Source organism: Flavobacterium gelatinilyticum, from assembly GCF_027111295.1.
Classification (GTDB): Bacteria; Bacteroidota; Bacteroidia; order Flavobacteriales; family Flavobacteriaceae; genus Flavobacterium; species Flavobacterium gelatinilyticum.
This window is the reverse complement of sequence record NZ_CP114287.1, coordinates 3,624,946-3,642,285: the sequence shown is the minus strand read 5'-3', so window position 1 is coordinate 3,642,285 and position 17,340 is coordinate 3,624,946. Positions and strand designations below refer to the sequence as shown.

The window sequence follows — 17,340 nt, the reverse complement described above, 5'->3', positions numbered from 1 at the left end:
ACAATACTATGCATACATATAATTATTTTCAACTTTTTACGGATTCAATAAAAATGCAAGTTGTAAGAAAAAAGTTCTAAACAAAAAAAAAGCGGGACATAAAATGTCCCGCTTTTTTTAAACTATTCAGTTCGATTTATTTAGCATTTAACTCGACCTTATTAAGTCTGTTTTTTAAATCTATTATCTCTTTATTCTGCTCAATCATATACAAAGTCATCTCTTCTATTTTCTGGAGTAACTTGGCATTCATCTCTCCCAGATTAACTCCGTTTTCTAACACTTCTTTTTCACTTGGTATATTGGCTAAATGTCCATTCTCTTTTATATGTTTTTCGACCTCTTGCAGCGTTGGCAGATTGTAATCGTTTTTAAATACAAAATCAGCCCAGCCTGTTGCCATCACTTTTATTTCCCTTGCTCCAATTGATCCTTCAACAGCGAGTTTGTGAGTTCCTGTTGTATTGGTACCAATACCTAAACTGCCATTAGAAGTAAGCAGCATTTTTCTGCTGCCGTATGAGTCCCATGAAAACAAAGGTCTGGTTGTAACTGCAGAAGTACCAATTCTGGAATCAAACACAACGATTGGATTCGTTCCATTATCACTTTTTGCATCGATACTTCCGGTTAAATAAAGAGCTGCTCTGTTGTCTGTTGTACGATATCCTTCAACAGTTGGAATAAATTGTCCGTCTGTGTTTGTACCGTTGGCAATTTTCAGATAATCTTGGGCAGCGTCACTAACACTTAACTTCAATACTGTTTCAGCACCTGTTACAGCAGGACTCATAACTTCAAGATCTGCACTAGGAACTGCAGTACCTATTCCTACTTTACCTCCTTTAAACAGAATTTTGTCTGCACCATTTTCTACTGTAATATTAAAGCTATTTAAATCATATCCCAAACCAACCCAGGCTTTTCTAACTGATGTACTATTAAAATACGAAGTATACAACCATCTGTCATCTGTAGTTTGTAATGCCAGAATAACATCATTAGGACTTTTAATATGTAATGGCGAAATTGGAGAAGTTATTCCAATACCTGCGTTGCCGCTGCTCTCGAATTTATTTTGTGCAAAATTTGACTGTGTAATTAAAAAAACTACTAAAATTACAATTCTATTCATTATTAAAATATTTAGATTATTTAACTAAATTAAAAACATTATTTAATCCTGCGAGTGTTCTGCCAGCTCCGTCCTGCACTTTTATAATGCTGCCCCCAGGCATCAAATAATCGTTTTTCGATTGGCATCTGTTATGGCAAGAATAGTTTCCTGATAGTCGCGATGTAAATATAAGTAATTTGGCGTGTTTACCACATCGCTTTTCAACACTACTGGTGCCGAGTAACCATCGCTGCCGATATAGGTTATAAATTCTATCTTTCCTGTCGTGAGCTTTTCTTTAATTTCCATCGTGCCATCCATAGAATAATGCTTTCGCACAGGGCGAAGCAGTTTATCATCGAGGATGCTGTACTACATGGTACCGCGCTGGTTTTTGTCGTTGTATGTAAAACTTATTTTATCGATACCCGTTTCTGCAGAAATTACATTTTTTGTAAAAAAAAAGCGAGACTTTCGTCTCGCTTTCAGTAATTTATATAGTTTTATGTACTATTCCACCGTAACAGATTTTGCCAAATTACGCGGCTGATCTACATTACAACCTCTCATAACTGCAATATAGTACGAAAGTAATTGTAACGGAATTGTCGTAATAAGCGGTGATAAAGCATCAGATGTTTCCGGAATTTCGATAACATAATCGGCTAATTCACGAACCTGAATATCTCCTTTTGTCACAACGGCGATAATTTTACCGCTTCGTGATTTGATTTCCTGAATGTTACTTACAATTTTATCATAATGACCTTGCTTAGGAGCAATTACAATAACCGGCATGTGTTCGTCGATTAAAGCGATCGGACCGTGTTTCATCTCAGCTGCAGGATATCCTTCAGCGTGAATATACGAGATCTCTTTTAATTTTAAAGCTCCTTCTAAAGCAACCGGGAAATTGTATCCGCGTCCTAAGTAAAGACAGTTTGGCGCATCTTTAAAAGCCGCAGCAATTTCTTTTGCTCTGTCATTTGTTTCAAGAGCTTCAGATACTTTCTCCGGGATTATTTCCAGCTCTTGCAGATATGTATGATAATCTGTATTAGATAACGTCCCTTTTGCTTTTCCTAATCGCAACGCAATCATGGTTAAAACTGTGATCTGCGTTGTAAATGCTTTTGTAGACGCCACTCCAATTTCCGGACCTGCATGTGTATAAGCACCCGCATGGCTTTCTCTTGAAATAGAAGATCCTACCACATTACAAACTCCAAAAACAAAAGCACCGTTTTCTTTTGCCAGTTTAATAGCCGCCATTGTGTCTGCTGTTTCTCCTGACTGTGAAATCGCAATTACAACATCATTTTTATTGATGATCGGGTTTCTGTATCTAAATTCCGAAGCATATTCTACTTCAACCGGAATACGGGTAAACTCTTCAAAAATATACTCGGCTACTAATCCTGCATGCCATGAAGTACCACAGGCTACGATTAAGATTCTGTGAGCGTTTAAGAATTTTTCGATATTATCCTCAACTCCTGCCATCTGAACGATTCCTTCATTTGCATGAAGTCTTCCTCTGTAGGTGTCTTTAATTACACTTGGCTGCTCGTAGATTTCCTTTAGCATGAAGTGGTCGTAACCTCCTTTTTCAATCTGCTCCAAATTCATTTGAAGTTCCTGAATATAAGGATCTACTAAAGAGTCATCTTTAATTTTTCTGATCTTAAGAGGCTTGTGCAGCCTGATATTAGCCATTTCACCATCTTCAAGATACACCGCATTTGAAGTATACTCAATAAACGGAGACGCATCAGATGCAATGAAGTACTCACCTTCACCTACACCAATTGCCAACGGACTTCCTAATCTTGCCGCTACAATTTCGTTAGGGTTCTTTTTGTCAAAAACCGCGATTGCGTATGCCCCTACAACCTGGTTTAAAGCAACCTGAACCGCTTTACCTAACTTAATGTTTTCTTTCTTTTGAACCTCTTCAATTAAATTAACCAAAACTTCTGTATCTGTATCAGATTTAAAAGTATAGCCTCTTTTAATCAATTCTTCCTTAAGCGGTGCGTAGTTTTCGATAATTCCGTTATGGATAATTACCAAATCACCTGAATTAGAAAGATGGGGGTGCGAGTTTACATCGTTTGGAACACCGTGCGTTGCCCAACGCGTGTGCCCAATTCCTATATTCCCATTTGTTGTAAAGCCTTCCTGAGCTTTAGCTTCTAGATCAGAAACTTTTCCTTTGGTTTTACAAAGTTTTATACCAGATTCGTCATCATACAACATAACGCCGGCACTATCGTATCCTCTGTATTCGAGTCGTTTTAACCCTTTAATAACAATAGGATAGGCCTCTCGATGACCGATATACCCAACAATTCCACACATATATTTATTATTTATTTGGTTTCGTGTAGTAAACCTCGAGTCTTAAACGGTTAGCCTCGGGAACTGAAGCTGCTCCTCCATATAATACTGTTCCCAACGGATTCATAACTGACACTCTTGGTACTGCTGAAAAATATTCAACCGGGCTGGTTCCGGGAAATGGAAATCTATTTTTCAGCTGGTTTGATGTTGCAATACTTACATTATCTGTAACAACCAAACCTAATCTCACATTCTTTGCACTTGCATTTTTTATAAGATTACGAATGTGACTTGTAATTCTTATTTTATAAGTACTTCCTCTTTTCGTAGTTGCATCTAAATTAATAATACCTCCAAAAACTAATTTAGACATTCTGGCATCCGAAGTTACACTTGCAGTTCCATCAGCACTATAATCTAACAAAGGTGTGTTATTATCTAGATCATACAAATACACTCTTTTTGGTTCTTTAATATAATCGCCGTCTGACAATTTTGAAGCCATCTGTTGTGCATCAATATGAAAAACCAAATTGGCTTCATTTACTTTCCAGCCGCTATCTTTAACACTTTGTAATTTAGAAGCAAAATCTTTAAGTTCTATAACAGCAACAGATCCCTGACCTCCTCTTACATACAATTTTTCATCACCTGTTGCTCTGTTAGGCGATTTAATAGCGTTTTCATAGTTAGTTTCTTTAACATCTGTTAATAAATTTGCCGTTCCACCTGAACTGGCTGGAGACACAAAATTGATAACAAGTGTTTTTTGATCTTTTGTAGTGGCGCTACTTGTTGCTTTTGCTTTATACGTAATAGTTATTTTCCCTTTAGAAAAATCAAGCAGTCCTATTTGACTATTAGGAAATCCATCTGCTTTTTCAACCTTAAAATATAAGCCCCTAAAATATTCCTGAAAAACATCCGGTGTTGATAATTTTGAAGCAGCCGCTTTTAATATTTTAGTTTCAAAAAAAGCTTTATCCAAATTTAAACGCATCTCTGGAGCCACATAAGTTGTTCCTGTTACTACCCCGGCAGCATCTCTTGTTTCATTTTTTTTCTCATCTGAGCTAAAAAAGAATCTTATATTTTCTGATTCAATTCCATTATTTAATCGGTCTCCCTGCAGATTCGCAAGAAAAGCAGAACCTTCATCTGTATAATAGTATTGAGGCAACTGAGTCCCATTACTCGGATAAGAAGTACGCATTTGATAATTAGACTCATAAACACTCAACTTTATCCTGCCATCCTTAGGCCCATAGATTGAATCTAATGCATAATTATAATTTCCGCCATCTGTCTTACTGCTGATTATATGGCTAAAATAAGGAACAGAAAGCTGAACCTCTACAATTTCCGGTTCTTCACCAATAGTAGGTGCATAACTTTCCAGTGAAAGCTGCGTCACAAAATCAGCTTTTGTAGAACCAAAAACAGGGCTGTCATAAATACCTAATGCATTAATTGGCAGAAGATTCGACTGTACCGGAGTTACTTCTTGATTATAAGCTACTACATCATAGTATGTACTGTCAAGCCCAAAATGATCATCACTTATCAAATCATCACCAATCGCATTAAAATCTTTGTCGCATGAACAGAAAAGAACAACAGTTGCCGCTAATAGAGTTTTCTTAATAAAAGAAGTATTATACATATTTAATAATAAAGTTAATTTTTAAAGTCCAAACGTTCTGTAGAAATTTGTATACGCCTCTGCGAATGCATCTTTCGTGGCGAAAGGTAAAAAAGGTTTTCCCGAAGATTCTATAAATTTTGTTAAACTTGAAGAAACATGCGGCGATGCTATGATAACACCGTCTGAATGCAATATACTCGCTTTTAAGATATTTTCATAATTTGGAGTCTCCAGATCAGCTACTGAGTCATGAGGAACACCGTCAAATTTCACTTTGTTAATCATTTCCATGTCCAGATTTTCATCGAAAGACTGGCCATAAACTGAAGTGATAATTTTAGTATCGTTAAACAAGGCTTCATTTTTATAATAATGCTTCATATAAACTGGAAGCATAGCAGCAAGCCACCCGTGAACATGTATAATATCCGGAACCCAGTTTAATTTTTTTACAGTTTCAACAACGCCTTTTGCAAAAAATATCGCTCGCTCGTCATTGTCAGGATATAAAGCCCCTTCTTCGTCTGCAAAAGTGGCTTTACGTTTAAAATATTCATCATTATCAATAAAATAAACCTGAATTCTTTCTTTAGGAATCGAAGCAACCTTGATAATCAACGGCATATCTAAATCATTCACTACCAAATTCATTCCTGAAAGCCTGATTACCTCATGTAATTGATGTCTTCTCTCATTGATATTCCCATATCTAGGCATGAAAATTCTTATCTGTCCACCCTGATCGTTAATCATTTTGGGAACGTCATAAGACATTAAAGAAACCTCGTTTTCAGCCAAATAAGGCACGACTTCAGATGATACATATAATATCCTCTTATCTTTCATAATAGTATTTTACTTAATTTTTGGTAATAAAAACGTTGCAAAATTACAAAATTTTATGCAGTTTATAACTAATATATTATGTTTGCAGTAAATTTTAATAATACCGCCATGCATATTTTCTACGGTAAAGTAGCTCTGATAGCCTATTTAAAAACTATCAAAACAGCAAATTCAACCATCGGATTTGTCCCAACCATGGGAGCTTTACACCAGGGACACCTAGCCCTAATGCAGCGATCACTTAAAGAAAACGACGATACCGTTGTGAGTATTTTTGTTAATCCAACACAGTTTAACAATCCTGAAGATCTTGAAAAATACCCTCGGACTCTTGAAGAAGATGTAAAGAAAATGAGAGGTCTAAGCGATAAAATAATAGTTTATGCCCCTTCTGTAGACGATATTTACGAAGGAAACACCGTTTCGCAAGCATTTGATTTTGACGGCCTCGAAAATCAGATGGAAGGAAAATTCAGGCCGGGTCACTTTAACGGCGTTGGAACAATTGTAAAACGATTATTCGAAATTGTAACACCAACAAATGCTTATTTTGGCGAAAAAGATTTCCAGCAGCTGCAAATAGTAAAAAAACTGGTCGAAAAGAACGATTTACCTGTAAACATTATCGGCTGTCCTATTTTCAGGGAAGACAATTTTCTGGCAATGAGCTCAAGAAACGAACGCCTTACTCCCGAAGAAAGAAAAGAAGCTTCGATTATATATAAGGTTTTAACCGAAGCCAAAGAAATTTTTAAAGACAGCACTCCGGCAGAAACTATAAAATTTGTCGAAGATGCTTTTAAAGACAATGCGCGATTTGAGCTTGAATATTTCGTAATTGCTGACGAATCTACATTATTATCGGCTGATCATAAAATTAAAGATAAAAAGTACCGTGCCTTTATAGCCGTATTTGTTAATTCTATAAGGTTAATCGACACCATTTCATTAAATTAAATTACCTTTGCATCATGCAAATTCAAGTTATAAAATCAAAAATTCATCGAGTTAAAGTAACCGGAGCCGATTTAAATTATATTGGCAGCATTACTATCGATGAAACTTTACTGGAAGCCTCCAATATTATTGAAGGCGAAAAAGTATCTATCGTTAACATTAATAATGGAGAACGTTTTGAAACTTACGCCATTAAAGGCGAAAAAAATTCAGGCGAAATAACCCTGAACGGTCCTGCGGCAAGGAAAGTTCAAAAAGATGATATTATCATTATCATTTCGTATGCGACCCTGGATTTTGAAGAGGCAAAGACCTTCAAACCATGGATCATTTTCCCAAATGAAAACGACAATTCGTTAACATAATCTTATTTTAAGTTTTACTTTTAAATCTATTTGTCAGAACTATTTTTGACAAACAGATTTTCTTTTGTCTAAATCGAAAAACAGTCAGCGTAAGAAATCATTGCTTTTTTTGAATCCCAATAACAAAAAGCAAATAAAGTATTATATTGCTGCACAATTTTCAATACTTTTTAATTCACTGAAATGCCACAAATCATGAAAAAAGTTTACCTGCTGCTTACCTTATTTTCTATTTCTGTTTTTTCTCAGAAAAAATTCGACAACATCAAATCTGAAAAACTGGGAGAAGAAAGAAGAATCACAATCGGACTTCCGCCTTCATACGATGCAAAATCCGATAAAAAATATCCTGTTCTCTATTTACTGGACGGCGATTATTTATTCGATCCTTTTTCCGGAGCGGTAAGTTATGGATCATACTGGGATGATATTCCGGAAATGATTATCATTGGCGTTCATCAAAATAAAGACGAAGAACGTTATGACGACACCACTATTGATCAAAACGAAGGTTTGCCTTTTGAAAAAGGAGCGAAGTTTTTCGAATTTATTGGTTCAGAATTAATTCCGTATGTAGAAAAAAAATACAGAACGTCCCCTTTCAGAATTATTGCCGGTCATGATGTAACAGCAAGTTTTGCAAATTTCTATCTTTATAAAGAAAATCCGCTTTTTAGCGCTTACATCTGCTTAAGTCCGGAACTTGCCCCAAAAATGGAAGTTCGTGTTGCTGAAAAGTTTGCCAAAATTCAAAAACCGATATACTATTACCTTTCAGCCGGAGAAGGTGATATTAAGAAAATAAAAGAGCCGATAGAAAAATTGAACAGTAATATTAAAATCGCAAATAATCCGTTAGTGAATTATAAATACGAAGTATTTAAAGGCGCAACGCATTATACAGAAGTACTGCACTCAATTCCGGGTGCATTGTACCAGATTTTTGAAGCTTACCGACCAATAAATTCTGCGGAGTACAATGATAAAATTGCAGTGCTTGAAACTGGTTATGCGGATTATCTTGAGAAAAAATACAGCATTATGTCTGAAATTTTAGGCGTTCAGATTCCTGTTCGAATGAACGATTTTAAGGTAGTTGAAAATCTTATCTTAAAAAGAAATGCTTACGATGAATTAGGCAAAATGGCCGAGATTGGAAATGTACATTATCCAAAAGCCATGCTGGGTGAATATGAATTAGGCTTGATGTATGAAAAAATGGGCGATCCTAAACATGCAGCAAAAAAATACCAAAATGCTTCGCAGATGGAACCTATCGGCGATTTGAATAAGGATTTGATGTATGAGAAAATTGACGAAATGAATACGCTTGCTAAAAAAAGTAAATAATGTCAAAAGTTAAAACTTCCTTTTTTTGTCAAAACTGCGGTACCCAGTATTCTAAATGGCAGGGACAGTGCAACGCGTGCAAAGAATGGAATACAATTGCGGAAGAAATTATTCAGAAACCGGAAAAAACAGCCTGGAAAAGCGAACCAACTCCAGCAAACAAGGCGCCAAGACCTTTAAAAATCAACGAAATCGATTCGGCACAAGAAATCCGAATGGACACTACCGACGGTGAGTTGAACCGCGTTTTAGGAGGTGGCATCGTTCCGGGGTCGCTTACGCTTTTGGGCGGTGAACCGGGAATCGGAAAAAGTACGCTTTTACTTCAAATCTCATTAAAATTACCTTATAAAACTTTATACGTTTCTGGAGAAGAAAGTCAGAAACAAATAAAAATGCGTGCCGAAAGAATAACCCCAAATAGCGATAACTGCTATATTTTGACGGAAACTAAAACGCAAAATATCTTTAAACAAATTGAAACTATCCAGCCTGAAATCGTAATCATCGATTCGATTCAGACCCTTCATACGGATTACATCGAATCTACAGCCGGAAGTATTTCTCAAATCAGGGAAACAACCGCCGAGTTGATTAAATTCGCCAAAGAAACCAATATTCCGGTTATTTTAATCGGACATATTACAAAAGACGGAAACATCGCCGGGCCAAAAATTCTGGAACACATGGTCGATACCGTTCTTCAGTTTGAAGGCGATAGAAATCATATTTACCGAATTTTACGTTCGCTTAAAAACCGTTTCGGATCCACATCTGAACTTGGAATTTACGAAATGCTCGGAAGCGGTTTGCGCGAAGTCAGCAATCCGTCAGAAATATTGATCTCACACAAAGACGAAGAATTATCCGGAACTGCCATTGCGACTACGCTGGAAGGCATGCGCCCGCTGATGATTGAAATCCAGTCTTTGGTAAGCACAGCAGTTTACGGAACACCGCAAAGAAGCACCACAGGTTACAATGCCAAAAGGTTAAACATGATTTTGGCTGTTTTGGAAAAAAGAGCCGGATTCCGCTTAGGAGCCAAAGACGTCTTTCTAAACGTAACGGGAGGAATTTCTGTGGATGATCCTGCCATTGACCTTGCTGTTGTGGCCGCTATTTTATCATCAAACGAAGATATTCCGGTTGGAAAAGGTTTTTGTTTTGCCGGCGAAGTTGGACTTTCAGGCGAAATTCGTCCGGTAAACCGTGTAGACCAGCGCATTCAGGAAGCCGAAAAATTAGGTTTCGACACGATTTTTGTTTCAAAATACAATAAAATTGCTTTAAAAAATACCGGAATCAAAATTGAGCTTGTAGCAAAAATTGAAGATGTTGCGAGTATTCTTTTTGGCTGATTTTTTCCGCCATGACTCGGGCGACAGCAAAGGGGCGAAGCAATTACACAAATTTATACATTAAATATAATTCGTGAATTCGTGACGGAAAAACTATCCTCAAAACATTAAATACTGTAAATTCAATTCTATGAATTTTCCAAAACAAAAAATATTCACAGCTTTAAAAGTACTGACCGTTTTGGTGGTTTTACTCGCCATTGGATTGTATTTTTTCAGAAATTCACTTCTTAATCAGGCTATTGCCAAAGTAACCCACAAAATGGCCGTTAGTTACAACAGTGATTTTTCTGTTAAAGACGCATCGTTTGAAGGTTTATCAAAAATTAAACTGACGGATGTTGTTCTGGTTCCAAAAAATGCCGATACGCTTTTAAGAATCAAAAACCTTGAAACCAGCGTAAGTTTAAGCAGTTTACTTATTGGTGATGTTCAGGTTGGCACTTTAAAAGTTGATAACGGTTATATTCAGCTTGTAAAAAAAGGGAAAATCAGAAATTTTGATGCTTTTCTGAAAAGAGACCGCGATGATTCTGGAAAAAGTGAAAAACGCAAATACGGCGCTTTTGCTTATCGAATCATTTCTAAACTGCTCAATCTGGTTCCGACAGACATGAATCTGGAGAATTTTCAGTTTAGGATTGACGACAACGGAAAAAAGACCTCAATTGCGGTAAATAAATTAGTTTTAAGCAACAAACAGCTCGAAACAAGTATTCATGTTGTCAGCAAAGACTTTGATCAGCGCTGGAACCTAAAAGGACTTGCCGACCCAAGAAATCAAAAAGCCGATATTCGTTTTTTTAATTTAGACACCGGAGCCATCCGCGTTCCTTATCTTGACGAGCGCTACAATCTTAAAGCCAGTTTTGATTCTATTCGTTTAAATGTTGAAAATATCGACAAAAGCGGCAGTGAACTTCATATTGATGGTTATACTTCGATCGTGAACTTAAAACTTAATCATCCCAAAATTGCGAGTAAAGATGTTGTAATCAAAAATGCCCGTTTTGATTACCGGTTTTTACTGGGCGACAGTTTTATCTCTATCGACAGCACTTCAACCATGCAGCTAAATAAAATAAAAGTACGTCCGTATGTTTCGTATGATACCGAAAAAGATACGATTTATACACTAAAAGTGGATATCCCGAAAATGCAGGCACAGGATTTTATTGTTTCGCTTCCTGATGGTTTGTTTACGCATTTTCAGGGAATGCAGGCAACGGGAAATTTTGATTATAAACTTGATTTCAAATTCAACAAAAACAAACCTAATACACTTGTTTTTGACAGCAAACTAAAAAAAGAGGATTTACGAATTACAAAATACGGCGAAGCCGATTTAAATAAACTTAACGGCGAATTTGTCTATCGTGCGATTATTCAGAATGTATTGCAGCGTCCGGTTTTAGTTGGAAATGCCAATCCAAATTATACGTCTTTGGATCAAATGTCTCCATTTTTAAGAAAATCTGTGCTTACTACCGAAGATCCGTCGTTCTTTTCGCATCGCGGATTTATAAATGAAGCTTTCAAACAATCTATCCTTAAAAACATTCGAACTAAAAAATTCTCCCGCGGTGCAAGTACAATCAGCATGCAGTTGATTAAAAATGTTTTTCTAACCAGAGAAAAAACGCTTTCGCGAAAGCTGGAAGAAATCTTATTGGTTTATATTCTTGAAAATAACCGAATTGTAAGCAAAGAAAGAATGCTGGAGGTTTATTTCAATATTATCGAATGGGGACCAAATGTATACGGAATTGGCGAAGCAAGTCACTTTTATTTCCAGAAAAGTCCATCATCGCTAAATGTCGATGAATGCTTGTATTTGGCGACAATTATCCCGAAACCAAGAAAATTTATGTATCAGTTTAATGATCAAGGAAATTTGAAAGATTATGCCATCAGGAATCAGAAATTTTTAAAGAATTTAATGTTTAGAAGAGGACTTTTAGTTCCTGAAGATACAATTGGACAACTTCCGGTTTATATTTCTGGAAACGCGCGTTCGTTATTACGAATTAAAGTTCCGGATTCTACAGCAATCAAAGCGGATTCTTTGGCAGTTGATGATGAATTTGATTTGTAAATAATTACGCTTAACCGCAAAGGACGCAAGGTTTTACGCAAAGGGCGCAAAGTTTTTTATTTGAGAAAAATCTTTAGCGTGCCTTGCGTAAAACCTTGCGTCCTTTGCGGTTAAAAAACATTATTTAAAATTCTTCAAAAACTCTTCTTTATAAGTTGGAGAGACTTCAATTTCAATTCCGTCATTTAGTGTAACGATGCCGCCTTTGTTATACGCTTTTACGCAATTCAAATTAATGATATGCGATTTATGAACCCGAATAAAAGGCAATGGCAGAATTTCTGAAAAGTGTTTTAAAAATCGACAGACCATTTTTTTGTTTCCATTATTCAGATATAAATCAGTAAAATTCCCGTTTCCGCGCAAGCGTACAATATCTTCCATTTTTACAACTTCAAAACCTTCCAAAGTGGGCAGAATCACCTTTTGTTTTTCTGGTTTTTGTTCATGAAAATTTTCGACGATGATTTTATTTCGGTTAAAGATTTCATGATTCATAATCTGGTGCTGCACCTTATTTACCGCAATAATCAATTCTTCTATACTTATTGGTTTTAAAAGATAATACGCCGCACTCTGGTTTAAAGCCCGAAGCGAATATTCAGAAAAAGCGGTTACAAAAATGGTTTCAAATTGCAAATCTTTGCAAGCTTCGAGAACATCAAAAGCATTCCCAAAAGGCATTTCGACATCCAGAAAAACCAATTGCGGTTTAATTTCGTGCAACAACGGAACGGCTTCTTTAATGTTTTGCGCCTCGCCCACAACCTCAACCTGCGGACAATATTTGCTCAAATAATTTTTAAGCACTTCGCGCGCGGCCAATTCGTCTTCGACAATTACGCTTTTTATTTTCTGTAAAGTCATCATATTGTATCAATTAATGGAAAAACAATTTGAACAATTGTACCGGATTCCGGTACTTCTTTTTCTGAAATTGTAAATGAGATTTCTTTTTTATACAATTCGTTCAAAAGATCAATTCGTTCTTTTGTATTGTTCAAACCGCGTGATTCGTAGATTTTTTGATTTGCGGTTTTAAGCTCACGGCTTTTGGTCAAACCAATTCCGTTGTCTTCGATAACGACGTTTATTTTTCCGTTTTTGTATTCGAATCTTAAAGATAAAAATCCTTTTTTGTCCAGATAACGCAGTCCGTGCCAAATTGAGTTTTCCAAGTGCGGCTGCATAATCATATTCGGAACAAAAACTCTTTCAGTATCAAGAACCTCATCGACGACAATTTCAAAGTCGAATTTATCCTGAAAGCGAAGATGTTCCAAATCAAGATATTTTTTTAATTGTTCTACTTCTTTATCGAGCGAAATAAAATCTTTATTGGAGTTTTCCATCATATTTCGCATCAAATTCGAATATGAAGTCAGATATTTATTGGCTTCGAGTTCTTTATTTTCTGCAATAAACTGATTGACGCTGTTTAAACTATTAAAAATAAAATGCGGATTCATTTCACGACGCAAAGACTGCAAAGCGATTTCTTTGTTTTTGATTCTGATAGAATACAACGCCTTCACAATAAAGAAAAACAAAAGCAGCAACAAACCAATTGATCCTAAAAGAAAATAATTAAATGAGTTTTTCTTTGAGATCAATTCGTCTTTCAGATCTTTTTCTTTTTCAAGCTGACGAATTTTATCTTCGGTAATTTGGAACGTTTTGGCATCAATCAAAGTCGTGTCAGATTTGATTAACTTTTCAAAATTATCAAAAAACTGTTCGTACAAAGCCATGCTTTCTTTGTCTTCGCCTTTAGTTTTATAATATTTAATCAAGGAAGACAAACTCTTTTTGGCTTCTGCCGAATTTCCTTTTTGAAATGATAAATCGTACGCTTCTTTTAGAGATGAAATGGCTTTTTCGGCTTCTTTTTTTTCAAAATAAAGCGAAGCCAAAGACTGAAGCTGTTTTATTTCGGTTGTATAATCATTATTTGTTTTCGCTTCGGCAAGTAGTTTTTCGTTAATCGCAAGTGCTTTATCAAACTGATTGTCTTCAACGTAAACTTTTGCGATTTCATTTTTGATTTTTATGACTTCTTCCGGTTTGTCTTTCGAATATTTTAGCGCTTTTTTATAGCTTTCTATCGCGACTTCTTTGTCTTTTAAGTCCAAAGAATTTTGTGCTTTTTGTACATATGCTTTGCTTATTTCTTCGGATTTCTTTTCTTTTTTGAGTAATTCAATATTCGAATCGACATAATTGGTCTGACTCGCCGGATTGGCTTGATTCTTAAGTCGGTTTGCGTCGTTCAGATTTATTTTTTCTTCAACAGCATCTTTTGTCAATGAACCCGCCGTTTCATAATTAGAAATCGCCGAGTCAAACTTTTTCTGATTTTCCTGCGCTTGCGCCAAACTTCGCGTTACACGGGTTTTATCTTCGGTTAGTTTTAATTTGGTGTAACTATTTAAAGCCCTTTTATAATATTCTTCGGCTTTTGCATTCTCTCCTTTATTCAAAAATTCATTTGCCAGCTTTTCATAGTTTCGTGCAATTTGGCTTTCATCATTTTCATTTAATGATTTCGACAATTCATCAGCCGCTTTACTGATTTTGGCGTTACTCTTTTTTTCGCTTTTTTCCGGCAATGCCTGCGCAGTTATTCTCTGCGGAGACAAAAACGCTAAAAAAACCAAACCGAAAATAATTGATAAATAATGTTTCACAACTCTGTTATTTAGAAAGTGTAAAGTAACTTAATTTCAGATTCCTATCCTATATCTTTCACCAAGTCAAACAGCCCGTTGACCCATTCTCTCAAAAATACGTTTTTTCGATCGATACATTTGCCTCATAATCTTAAAAACCAAAATCATGAAAAAATTATCCTTCTCATTTTTAATCCTGATGTTTTCTCAATTTATAATGGCACAAGCTTCGGGAAATGTCAATTATCAGAATCAGCCGTATTATGCCAAAAACACAATCAACGTCAATTTTCCGTCTGAAGAAGGTATTCTAGCAAGTGTGAAAGGACTTGCCAATGTAAAAGCAGATACCTATACCGCCATTTTCAGTACAACACAAACCGGTAAAACAACCAAAGAAGTTAATGAATTACTAGATCAGAGGATAGATAAAGTTCTTAGTGAAATTAAACTTAAAAAAGGCGTTGAAACTTTTGTCGATATGATTTCGTTTGTTCCGGTTTATGAATATGAAGCTGAGAAAAAAGTTTTCAGCCGAAAAACCTATAATGAAGTTCCCGCAGGATTTGAACTAAAGAAAAACATTCATATAAAATTCACTGATCCTAACCAGCTGAATGACTTTATTTCGATTTTAAGCAACAATGAAATTTACGATTTAGTTCGTGTTGATTATTTCTCTAATGCACTGGAAACCATCAAAAAAGAAATGATGAACAAAGCCAGACTGCTCATTCAGGAAAAAATTAAAAATTATGAAGTTCTTTTGGGCGAAACATTTACAAACGCCGAAAAAAGAATTGCCGACGATTACATTGTAAACCTTCCTGTAGAGATGTACAAATCGTATGAAGCTTACAACAGCTCTTCTTTAAACTTAAAAAAATCAGCTAATGTTAATCAGGTCAGCAAATCGACTACGCTTTATTACCAGCCAATATTCAACAAAGAATTTGATTTTATTATTAATCCCGCTGTTTTAGAGCCCGTTATTCAGGTGCAGTATGAAGTTAAGATTTTCATTAACAGACAAAAAGAAAAGAAACAAGGTGCAAAAACTGATAGAGAGTATATTTTGATAACGCCAAATGGTGATCTGAAACCGTTAAATATCAACTCACCAAAGCCAACCTATTAATCTTATCTCTTGGGCATGATTAAAAACACAATATTTTGACGCAGATAAATCAGATTCGTTATCACGAAGACGCGGATTTATACAGATTCTTTAAATCAGTTTTTATCTGCGTTTTTGCGATAGTAAATCCGTTTCATCAATGTTCTATAGATTTTTACAAATAACAAGCCCAACTAGTTAATCCGGGAACTGTTTCACCAAGTCAAAAGACCGTTTCACCATTTGTCCAAAAAACGAGCTTTTTTAGTTTTTAAGTTTGATCTGTAATCACCAATTAAAAACTAGAATTATGAAATCAAATCTTTTTATCTCAGCACTTTTTGCCCTTACAATATCATTGGCAAGTTGTAATTCATCGAATGCAAAACCTCAAAAAAAAGTGGAGACCGAAAAACCAGATTCTGCTGCCACAACCAAAATTCAGGTGGCACTTTTGCTGGATACTTCCAATAGTATGGACGGATTAATCGATCAGGCAAAATCGAGATTGTGGAATATTGTCAATACTTTGACTACTTTAAAATACGATGGAAAAACGCCGGACATCGAAATTTCTTTGTACGAATACGGAAATGACGGTTTATCTGAAAAATCCAATTACATCAGACAGGTAACGGCATTATCGCAAGATCTCGATTTGATATCAGAGAAATTATTTGCCCTTAGAACCAACGGCGGAAGCGAATATTGCGGCGCTGTAATTCAGGATGCGACCAAAGAATTAAAATGGTCATCAGAAAACAATAGTATGAAACTGATTTACATTGCCGAAAATGAAGGATTCAATCAGGGAAAAATTAATTACAAAGAAGCCATCAGCGATGCCCTTAAAAATGATATTTATGTCAATACTATTTTCTGCGGCAACAAAACTGAAGGAATTAATATTTTCTGGAAAGATGGCGCTGATCGTGGAAAAGGTAAATATTTCAATATTGATTCTGACCGAGCTGTCCAATATATCGCAACGCCATATGACGATGAAATCGCTAAATGCGATGAAAAAATAAACAAAACGTACATAAATTACGGCTCAAAAGGTTTGGAAAAGAAAAGAAATCAGGCTGTACAGGATCAAAATGCCAAAAGAGTTTCGGCTTCTAATTATACAGATCGCGCCGTGAGTAAATCGAAAGCTGTTTACAAAAACGAAAGCTGGGACTTGGTCGATAAAGTAAAAAATGATGCCAATGCAATTGCAAAAATTCAAAAAGAAGAATTACCTGCAGAACTTAAAGATAAATCTACAGCCGAAATTCAGGCAATTGTAACTGAAAAGAAAAAAGAAAGAGAAACGATTCAGAAAGAAATCAGCGTTTTGGCAAAAAAACGTCAGCAATATATTGATACCGAAGCTAAAAAAACCAAAACTCAGGACGATTTAGGAAACACGATCAATTCTTCGATTATGGCTTTTGCAAAAGTGAAAGGTTATACTGTTGAAAAATAAGAAT

At 35.7% G+C, this 17,340-nt stretch carries 14 protein-coding genes; 7 read left to right on the top strand and 7 right to left on the bottom strand.

The window, feature by feature from the left end; translation table 11 throughout:
- Nucleotides 1-136: 136 nt before the first annotated feature.
- The 5 genes from OZP11_RS15490 to OZP11_RS15470 form a co-directional block, all read right to left on the bottom strand.
- The gene (locus OZP11_RS15490) at nucleotides 137-1,135 is read right to left on the bottom strand and encodes a hypothetical protein (protein ID WP_281231462.1); all 999 of its coding nucleotides are present in this window, start codon (nucleotides 1,133-1,135) and stop codon (nucleotides 137-139) included.
- A gap of 102 nt (nucleotides 1,136-1,237) precedes the next feature.
- Nucleotides 1,238-1,456, bottom strand: coding sequence for a hypothetical protein (locus OZP11_RS15485; RefSeq protein ID WP_281231461.1), 219 nt, complete (start codon nucleotides 1,454-1,456; stop codon nucleotides 1,238-1,240).
- A gap of 171 nt (nucleotides 1,457-1,627) precedes the next feature.
- A complete protein-coding gene (gene glmS / locus OZP11_RS15480) occupies nucleotides 1,628-3,478 on the bottom strand; it encodes a glutamine--fructose-6-phosphate transaminase (isomerizing) (protein WP_281231460.1) in 1,851 nt (616 codons plus the stop codon).
- Between the two features lie 7 nt (nucleotides 3,479-3,485).
- Nucleotides 3,486-5,123 carry a BamH family beta-barrel-assembly machinery protein gene (bamH, locus tag OZP11_RS15475; protein ID WP_281231459.1) on the bottom strand — a complete coding sequence of 546 codons (1,638 nt, stop codon included), beginning with the start codon at nucleotides 5,121-5,123 and terminating at the stop codon, nucleotides 3,486-3,488.
- Nucleotides 5,124-5,144: 21 nt separating this feature from the next.
- The gene (locus tag OZP11_RS15470; RefSeq protein WP_281231458.1) at nucleotides 5,145-5,951 is read right to left on the bottom strand and encodes a glycogen/starch synthase; all 807 of its coding nucleotides are present in this window, start codon (nucleotides 5,949-5,951) and stop codon (nucleotides 5,145-5,147) included.
- A 78-nt stretch (nucleotides 5,952-6,029) separates the two neighbouring features.
- On the opposite strand from OZP11_RS15470, the gene panC reads away from it, so the two are divergent.
- The 5 genes from panC to OZP11_RS15445 all read left to right on the top strand — a co-directional run bounded on the left by panC (nucleotide 6,030) and on the right by OZP11_RS15445 (nucleotide 12,079).
- Entirely contained in the window at nucleotides 6,030-6,908 is an 879-nt protein-coding gene (gene panC / locus OZP11_RS15465) for a pantoate--beta-alanine ligase (RefSeq protein WP_281231457.1), read from the top strand.
- A gap of 14 nt (nucleotides 6,909-6,922) precedes the next feature.
- Nucleotides 6,923-7,273 (top strand): aspartate 1-decarboxylase, encoded by a 351-nt coding sequence (panD, locus tag OZP11_RS15460; RefSeq protein ID WP_008465481.1) that lies wholly within the window; start codon nucleotides 6,923-6,925, stop codon nucleotides 7,271-7,273.
- Between the two features lie 195 nt (nucleotides 7,274-7,468).
- A complete protein-coding gene (locus OZP11_RS15455; protein ID WP_281231456.1) occupies nucleotides 7,469-8,623 on the top strand; it encodes an alpha/beta hydrolase in 1,155 nt (384 codons plus the stop codon).
- Nucleotides 8,623-9,984 (top strand): DNA repair protein RadA, encoded by a 1,362-nt coding sequence (gene radA, locus OZP11_RS15450; RefSeq protein ID WP_281231455.1) that lies wholly within the window; start codon nucleotides 8,623-8,625, stop codon nucleotides 9,982-9,984. The genes OZP11_RS15455 and radA overlap by 1 nt, the downstream gene beginning before the upstream one ends.
- Nucleotides 9,985-10,114: 130 nt before the next feature.
- The gene (locus OZP11_RS15445) at nucleotides 10,115-12,079 is read left to right on the top strand and encodes a transglycosylase domain-containing protein (RefSeq protein ID WP_281231454.1); all 1,965 of its coding nucleotides are present in this window, start codon (nucleotides 10,115-10,117) and stop codon (nucleotides 12,077-12,079) included.
- Nucleotides 12,080-12,199: 120 nt separating this feature from the next.
- On the opposite strand, the gene OZP11_RS15440 is transcribed toward OZP11_RS15445, so the two are convergent.
- Both OZP11_RS15440 and OZP11_RS15435 read right to left on the bottom strand, forming a co-directional pair.
- Nucleotides 12,200-12,949 carry a LytR/AlgR family response regulator transcription factor gene (locus OZP11_RS15440; RefSeq protein WP_281231453.1) on the bottom strand — a complete coding sequence of 250 codons (750 nt, stop codon included), beginning with the start codon at nucleotides 12,947-12,949 and terminating at the stop codon, nucleotides 12,200-12,202.
- Complete coding sequence (locus OZP11_RS15435) at nucleotides 12,946-14,766, bottom strand: tetratricopeptide repeat-containing sensor histidine kinase (protein ID WP_281231452.1); 1,821 nt, start codon at nucleotides 14,764-14,766, stop codon at nucleotides 12,946-12,948. Before OZP11_RS15435 ends, OZP11_RS15440 begins: the two co-directional genes overlap by 4 nt.
- Nucleotides 14,767-14,914: 148 nt before the next feature.
- Here OZP11_RS15435 and OZP11_RS15430 point away from each other — a divergent pair, with 148 nt between their 5' ends.
- Together OZP11_RS15430 and OZP11_RS15425 are read left to right on the top strand one after the other, a co-directional pair.
- On the top strand, nucleotides 14,915-15,886 hold the full coding sequence (locus tag OZP11_RS15430) for an SIMPL domain-containing protein (RefSeq protein ID WP_281231451.1): 972 nt from the start codon (nucleotides 14,915-14,917) through the stop codon (nucleotides 15,884-15,886).
- A gap of 289 nt (nucleotides 15,887-16,175) precedes the next feature.
- A complete protein-coding gene (locus tag OZP11_RS15425) occupies nucleotides 16,176-17,336 on the top strand; it encodes a vWA domain-containing protein (protein ID WP_281231450.1) in 1,161 nt (386 codons plus the stop codon).
- Nucleotides 17,337-17,340: the final 4 nt, after the last annotated feature.

Bases quoted from the DNA above. Each gene is read 5' to 3' on its own strand.
- OZP11_RS15490 (WP_281231462.1), bottom strand. From the start codon at position 1,135: ATGAATAGAATTGTAATTTTAGTAGTTTTTTTAATTACACAGTCAAAT.
- glmS (WP_281231460.1), bottom strand. From the start codon at position 3,478: ATGTGTGGAATTGTTGGGTATATCGGTCATCGAGAGGCCTATCCTATT.
- bamH (WP_281231459.1), bottom strand. From the start codon at position 5,123: ATGTATAATACTTCTTTTATTAAGAAAACTCTATTAGCGGCAACTGTT.
- OZP11_RS15470 (WP_281231458.1), bottom strand. From the start codon at position 5,951: ATGAAAGATAAGAGGATATTATATGTATCATCTGAAGTCGTGCCTTAT.
- panC (WP_281231457.1), top strand. From the start codon at position 6,030: ATGTTTGCAGTAAATTTTAATAATACCGCCATGCATATTTTCTACGGT.
- panD (WP_008465481.1), top strand. From the start codon at position 6,923: ATGCAAATTCAAGTTATAAAATCAAAAATTCATCGAGTTAAAGTAACC.
- OZP11_RS15455 (WP_281231456.1), top strand. From the start codon at position 7,469: ATGAAAAAAGTTTACCTGCTGCTTACCTTATTTTCTATTTCTGTTTTT.
- radA (WP_281231455.1), top strand. From the start codon at position 8,623: ATGTCAAAAGTTAAAACTTCCTTTTTTTGTCAAAACTGCGGTACCCAG.
- OZP11_RS15445 (WP_281231454.1), top strand. From the start codon at position 10,115: ATGAATTTTCCAAAACAAAAAATATTCACAGCTTTAAAAGTACTGACC.
- OZP11_RS15440 (WP_281231453.1), bottom strand. From the start codon at position 12,949: ATGATGACTTTACAGAAAATAAAAAGCGTAATTGTCGAAGACGAATTG.
- OZP11_RS15430 (WP_281231451.1), top strand. From the start codon at position 14,915: ATGAAAAAATTATCCTTCTCATTTTTAATCCTGATGTTTTCTCAATTT.
- OZP11_RS15425 (WP_281231450.1), top strand. From the start codon at position 16,176: ATGAAATCAAATCTTTTTATCTCAGCACTTTTTGCCCTTACAATATCA.